This window comes from Actinomadura kijaniata NBRC 14229 (assembly GCF_001552175.1).
Lineage (GTDB): Bacteria > Actinomycetota > Actinomycetes > Streptosporangiales > Streptosporangiaceae > Spirillospora > Spirillospora kijaniata.
In genome coordinates, this window is record NZ_BCQR01000300.1 from 1 (window position 1) to 5552 (window position 5552).

Annotated in this window: 10 protein-coding genes; 6 read left to right on the forward strand and 4 right to left on the reverse strand. The window is 71.0% G+C overall.

Annotation, left to right across the window (positions count from 1 at the left end; translation table 11 throughout):
• The 3 genes from AKI01S_RS47920 to AKI01S_RS47930 all read left to right on the forward strand — a co-directional run.
• Nucleotides 1–400 (forward strand): TCP-1/cpn60 chaperonin family protein (locus AKI01S_RS47920; RefSeq protein WP_281186222.1); only part of this gene is annotated, 400 nt, incomplete at its 5' end.
• An 86-nt stretch (nucleotides 401–486) separates the two neighbouring features.
• Nucleotides 487–1077 (forward strand): phospholipid scramblase-related protein, encoded by a 591-nt coding sequence (locus AKI01S_RS47925; RefSeq protein WP_067833634.1) that lies wholly within the window; start codon nucleotides 487–489, stop codon nucleotides 1075–1077.
• Between the two features lie 44 nt (nucleotides 1078–1121).
• The gene (locus AKI01S_RS47930) at nucleotides 1122–1712 is read left to right on the forward strand and encodes an LURP-one-related family protein (protein WP_067833636.1); all 591 of its coding nucleotides are present in this window, start codon (nucleotides 1122–1124) and stop codon (nucleotides 1710–1712) included.
• Between the two features lie 7 nt (nucleotides 1713–1719).
• Here the strand turns inward: AKI01S_RS47930 and AKI01S_RS47935 are convergent, their stop codons facing one another.
• The gene (locus tag AKI01S_RS47935) at nucleotides 1720–2118 is read right to left on the reverse strand and encodes an NUDIX hydrolase (RefSeq protein ID WP_067833639.1); all 399 of its coding nucleotides are present in this window, start codon (nucleotides 2116–2118) and stop codon (nucleotides 1720–1722) included.
• 96 nt (nucleotides 2119–2214) lie between these two features.
• Here AKI01S_RS47935 and AKI01S_RS47940 point away from each other — a divergent pair, with 96 nt between their 5' ends.
• Nucleotides 2215–2571 (forward strand): hypothetical protein, encoded by a 357-nt coding sequence (locus tag AKI01S_RS47940; RefSeq protein ID WP_067833643.1) that lies wholly within the window; start codon nucleotides 2215–2217, stop codon nucleotides 2569–2571.
• Between the two features lie 110 nt (nucleotides 2572–2681).
• Here the strand turns inward: AKI01S_RS47940 and AKI01S_RS53130 are convergent, their stop codons facing one another.
• Entirely contained in the window at nucleotides 2682–2894 is a 213-nt protein-coding gene (locus AKI01S_RS53130; RefSeq protein ID WP_218010095.1) for a hypothetical protein, read from the reverse strand.
• Between the two features lie 272 nt (nucleotides 2895–3166).
• Here AKI01S_RS53130 and AKI01S_RS47950 point away from each other — a divergent pair, with 272 nt between their 5' ends.
• Nucleotides 3167–3559, forward strand: a complete 393-nt coding sequence (locus AKI01S_RS47950; protein ID WP_067833646.1) for a hypothetical protein — start codon at nucleotides 3167–3169, stop codon at nucleotides 3557–3559.
• On the opposite strand, the gene AKI01S_RS47955 is transcribed toward AKI01S_RS47950, so the two are convergent.
• The gene (locus AKI01S_RS47955) at nucleotides 3560–4060 is read right to left on the reverse strand and encodes a DinB family protein (RefSeq protein WP_067833648.1); all 501 of its coding nucleotides are present in this window, start codon (nucleotides 4058–4060) and stop codon (nucleotides 3560–3562) included.
• A 28-nt stretch (nucleotides 4061–4088) separates the two neighbouring features.
• Nucleotides 4089–4439: a hypothetical protein gene (locus AKI01S_RS47960; RefSeq protein ID WP_067833654.1), complete on the reverse strand. Its 351-nt coding sequence runs from the start codon at nucleotides 4437–4439 to the stop codon at nucleotides 4089–4091.
• 165 nt (nucleotides 4440–4604) lie between these two features.
• Here AKI01S_RS47960 and AKI01S_RS47965 point away from each other — a divergent pair, with 165 nt between their 5' ends.
• Nucleotides 4605–5048, forward strand: coding sequence for a carboxymuconolactone decarboxylase family protein (locus AKI01S_RS47965; RefSeq protein ID WP_439951717.1), 444 nt, complete (start codon nucleotides 4605–4607; stop codon nucleotides 5046–5048).
• Nucleotides 5049–5552 lie beyond the last annotated feature (504 nt).

Sequence of the window (5552 nt, forward strand, 5' to 3'; positions counted from 1 at the left end):
CATCGTCCCCGGCGGTGGCGTGGCGCTGCTCCAGGCGGGCACCAAGGCCTTCGACAAGCTGGAACTGTCCGGCGACGAGGCCACCGGCGCCAACATCGTCAAGCGCGCCCTGGAGGAGCCGCTGAAGCAGATCGCCGTGAACGCCGGCCTCGAGGGCGGCGTCGTGGTGGAGAAGGTCCGCAACCTGACCCCGGGCCAGGGCCTCAACGCCGCCACCGGCGAGTACGTCGACATGTTCGAGACGGGCATCATCGACCCGGCCAAGGTCACCCGCTCCGCTCTCCAGAACGCCTCGTCGATCGCGGCCCTGTTCCTCACCACCGAGGCCGTCATCGCCGAGAAGCCGGAGAAGAACGCCGCCCCGGCCATGCCGGGCGGCGACGGCGGCATGGACTTCTGATCACCTGATCGGAGCAGTCCACAGCAGTGACGCCCAGGAGGGGCGGTTCCCACGGGAACCGCCCCTCTTGCGCTATATATCAGCGAATGCACACCCTGTTCACCGCCCCCGTGCTGCAGACCGAGCAGCCGCCCCGCCTGCCCGCCGCCAAGTCGCAGTACACCGTCCGCGACGGGCAGGGCACGGTGCTCGCCGAGGCCGCCGAGGAGGACGTGCCGATCCGCAAGCAGATCTCCCGCGTGGTGTTCGGCGGCATCGGCGTCTACCCGCGCACCGTGCAGGTCCGCGACCCGCAGGGGACCCCGGTCCTCGTCATCGCCAACCGCGGCTACGACACCGACACCTCCGTCCTGCTCCCGGACGGCCGCCTGATCGGCTGGTTCCGGCAGAACCGCTACGCGTTCCGCTACTCCCTGCTCGACGCCGCCGGGAACGCCGTCGGCGAGCTGAAGGGCAACCGCCTGGGCCGCAGGTTCCAGGTGCTGGACGGCTACGGGCAGCACGTGGCGCAGGTGGACAAGAAGTGGGCCGGCCTCGGCAAGGAGGTCCTCACCACCGCCGACCGCTACACCACCGAGGTCCGCGCGCCGCTGCCCGAACCGCTGCGCACCCTCGTGGTGACGGCCGCCATCGCGGTCGACATGATGCACTACGAGGAGAAGGACTTCACGCCCTGACCGGCCCGAGCCATCCCGATTCCCCCGACCGACGGGACCCCATCGTGACCGACCTGTTCACCGCCTCGTCGTTCCGGGTCGAGCAGCCGCGCCGCGGCCCGTTCGCCCGGACCCGCTACAAGATCCTCACCGAGGACGGAACGCTGCTGGCACAGGCCGCCGAACCCCAGGAGGGCAACCGCCTGGAGCACCTGAAGAAGGTGTTCCCCGGCAAGTCCGAGCTGGACGCCCGCGTCGTCGACGTGACCGACCCGGACGGCGAACCCCTGCTGGTGATCGCCAAGCGCGCGGGCCGCATGCTGACCACGCTGCACGACGCCGACGGCGAGACGCTCGGCACCGTCAACACCGAACGCATCGCCCGCCGCTACCTGCTGCGCGACCCCGGCGGCACGAAGGTCGGCGAGATCGCCGGGGACGTGGCGCGCCGCAACTTCACCGTCACCGACACGAGCGGAACGGCCGTCGCCCACGTCCGCAAGAAGTTCGCCGGGATCGCCACCCACCTGCTGACCACCGCCGACAAGTACACCGTCGAGATCGACGACCCGGTGCCGGAGCCGCTGCGCACGTTCGCCGTGCTCACCGCGATCGTGATGGACATGACCCTGCACGAGTCGAAGGACCTGACCTGACCGGGGCTCAGCCGATCCCGCCGGACTCCCGCAGGGCGTCCAGGACCAGCCGGGTCGCCGCCGAGACGCGTTCCCGGTCGCCGTGGCCCAGCCAGGCGATCTCGGCGATCTCGGCGGCGGCGCGCGGCGTTCCCCGGTGGTCGGCGGTGTAGCAGGCCATCCGCACCGTCACCCCGCCGCCGCGGCCGTCCGCCGGGGCCTCCCACGTGCCCACGTGCACGGGCGGGCCCACCAACTCGACGCCCAGCTCCTCCCGGACCTCCCGGGCCAGCGTCGCGGCGTCGCCCTCCCCGGCCTCCCGCTTGCCGCCGGGCAGATAGAACAGCTCCCTGCCGTGCGACCGGACCGCCAGCACCCGCCCGCCGTCCACGCACACCCAGGCGACCTTGTCGATGACCTTCCCCACGCGCCCGACCCTACCCACGGCGCATAACCGAACCTTCCGGACGCGTTGCCGAAGGGCCCTTTCAGGACCCGGGGGTCGCGAGGTACCGTCCGTTGCGTGCAGGCCGTGCCCGGACGCCCGAACGGCTGGTGGATCTCACCGGCCCTGCCGACGATCGCCAATGTCCTGCTGGCCGTGCTGTGGCTGCTGTCGGCGTTCGGCGGCTGGGGGACCACGGCGTTCTGCGGCGACCCCGAGCAGCGCGACGCGGTCTGCGCCGACCACTACGACGTCGCGGTCCTGATCTCGTTCCTGCCGGCGCTCGGCGCCGCGGCCCTGGGCGTCGCCGCCTGGACCGCCCCCGCCATCCGCCGCCGCCCGGACCGCCTCGACAGCGTGCTGGCCGTCTCCGCCCTGCTGTGGGTGGTGGCCGAGGCGGTCCTGTTCGTCGGCGGCTTCCTCGCCAAGCCCTGACCCCGCGTCCTCCGGGACCGGGACGCCCGCGCCGCGGCGGCCCCGTTCGCGGGACCCGCCTCGACCCGTTCGGCGTGGGCCGCCGCCACCAGGGGACCACGCCCCCGCCCTCACAGGGAGAACGGACGGTATGCCAGGATCGCGTCCACGATCTCCCCGGCCGAGGCGCCCTCCAGCCCGGGTGGCGGATGGAAGATCAGATCGGCGGCATCCCGCCGGGCGACGTTGGCGTCCAGGACCAGCAGGTAGTACCCGGTCTCCGGATCCCCGTCCAGCACCCGCCGAACGATCTCGACCAGCTCCGCCCAGGTGACGTCCGGCACCCGGGGACGCGCGGGCCGCGCCGCCTCCAGCGCGAACTCCTCCAGGGTCCGCGCCCCCGGTACGTCGCGAAGTCGAACAGCCCGTACCGGTGCCCGGTGGCCGCGTTGAACGCCCCGATCTCCTCCGCCACCGGCTCCCCGCCGGCGATCGACCGCTCGATCCGTTCGATCCACGCCGAGATCTCCCCGAGCCGTTCGGGGGACACCGGGGGCGGCGACAGTTCCGGACGGAGCTCCACACCCCGCATTATCCAGACACCGGAAGGAACCCCATGAGCGACGACAGGTACGACGTGCCCCACGAGGTCAAGGAGATCGACACCGCCACGCTCACGGAACTGGGAAGGACCGGCGAACGCCTCCGGCTCAACGCGCGCCTGTCCCCGGAACGGATCGCCGCCCACGTCGCCGCCGACGGCGTTCACCACCTGCTGCCGCTCTTCTGGCACACCAAGCCGGACACGCCCCGCCACCTGCGCTGCGGCATGCTGCTCCGGATGCGCACCGGGGAGCGGGTCTTCGGCACGTTCGACGTCCTCCCCGAGGAGTTCGCGCCGCTCACCCGCGTCCGGCCCCGCGAACGGGAAAGGGACCTCGCCCACAGGATGCTCGGCGAGGACGTGACCACGATCGTCGAATGGGAGAGGGCCCGGGAAACCCGCTGATCAACGGGACGGCGGGTCGCCGGTCGCCCCGTCGATCAGCTCCCGCAGGACGTCCATGTGCCCGGCGTGCCGCGCCGTCTCCTCGATCATGTGGATGAGCAGCCACCGCAACGTCACGGTCTCCCCGGACCACGCCGTCCCGGTGTCGGCGAGCCCGAGCTCCCCGATCACCTTGTCCACCGCGGCCCGCGCCCGCCCGTGGAACGCCACGATGTCCGCGGTCGTCTCGTCGGGCCGCACCCGCAGGTCAGCGTTCTCGTCCTCGGGATCGAACGGCAACGGCTCGGTCTCCCGCCCGAACGTCTCGCAGAACCAGGAGTACTCCACGGCCGCCAGATGCTTCACCAACCCCAGCAGGTTCGTCCCGGACGGCACGACCGCCCGCCGCACCTGCTCGTCGTCGAGCCCCTCCAGCTTCCCCAGCGTCACGTCGCGCTGCCGCTGGAGGCTGGCCCACAGGCTTTCCTTCTCATCGCCGGTGAACGGCACATGTCGCCCCATCCGGCGACCGTAGCGGACGACCCGGCCGTCACCGGAACTCGTGCACGACCTCGATGGTGCCGACGATGTGCGCGTTGAACTCCGCCAGCTCCTCGGCGGGCACCCACAGCTCCAGGATCGTCCGCCCACCGGCCCGCCGCACCGGATAGCGCTCCAGGAACCCGCTCTCCACCTCGAACCGCGTCACGTACCCCACCCCGCTGTGCGGCACGTTCCAGTCCCGCGCGATCTTGATGGCGTACTCCTCGTTCAGCACCGGATAGAAGATCGGCTGCTCCGGCAGCCGCGGCGGCCAGGCCCGCCACTCCAGCTCCCGCACCAGCTCCAACTCCTCCGGCCCGGTCGGCCGCCACAACGTGGTCGTACGCGGACCACTCACCGGGGACACCGCCTTTCCGCAGCCCGACAGCGACCGCGAACGCTACCGACGTCCCCGCGCAACCGCCACGGAAAAATCTTCCCCGCGGTCACACTTCCGCTCCGGGGCCCGTCAATGCAGTGAGAGCAACCGAACCCCGAGGGAGCAGCGACGATGGAAGCCCGCATGAAGAACCCGGTGATGGTCCTCGACGCCATGAAGCCGATCCAGGGCCTCTACAAGGCCGCCTACCAGAGCGGCCTCGCCCCGGAGCTCCTGGAACTGGTCCACCTGCGCGCCAGCCAGATCAACGGCTGCGCCGCCTGCGTGGACTCCGGCGGCCGCAACCTCAGGAAGGCCGGGACCAGCGACGAGCGCATGTGGTCCGTGGTCGCCTGGCGCGAGGCCCCCTACTTCACCGACGCCGAACGCGCCGCCCTGGCCCTGGCCGAGGCGGTGACCCGCCTCGCCGACCGCCCCGACGCCGTCCCCGACGAACTGTGGGACGAGGTCGCCGACCACTTCGACGAGAAGCAGCTCTCCGGCCTGATCCTGTGGATCTCCATGACGAACTTCTTCAACCGCCTCAACACCACGGTCCGCGAACCCGCCGGAGCCACCTGGAGCTGAGCCGGCCGCCGACCGCGCGGCGGGTGCCCGCCGCGCGGTACTTCGTCCCCGAACCGGGAACAGATCCGACGCGCCCCCTGTTGTAGCTTTCGACGGCATCGCCGTCGGCACGGACGACGAACACCGACGAAGAACATCGCCGCAGGTCAAGCTCCCAGGGAGCGGATGCGGCGAGCATGCCCCCGCGACACGTCGCCACGGGTTTCCCGGTTTGGTTTGACGCGGTGCGCGCGTGGGCATAATGTTCTCTCCGCCCCACGGGGAGCGGGACGCTGGAAACAGCGGCCGACCCGAGGGGAACCACCGAAGAACCACGCACACGGTCTCGACCGTGCGCTGGGTGCTGCCGGTGGGATCTCCGTTCCACGGAAACGCCCGATTTTGCAAAGTCGGATGGTTCTGGTGAAATGGAGACATCGCCCGAACGGGAAACCGGAAAGGGCGAAATCGGGGAAGACCGGTGAAATTGACAGACCGGCCGGAACTGATAACGTAAAGCGAGTC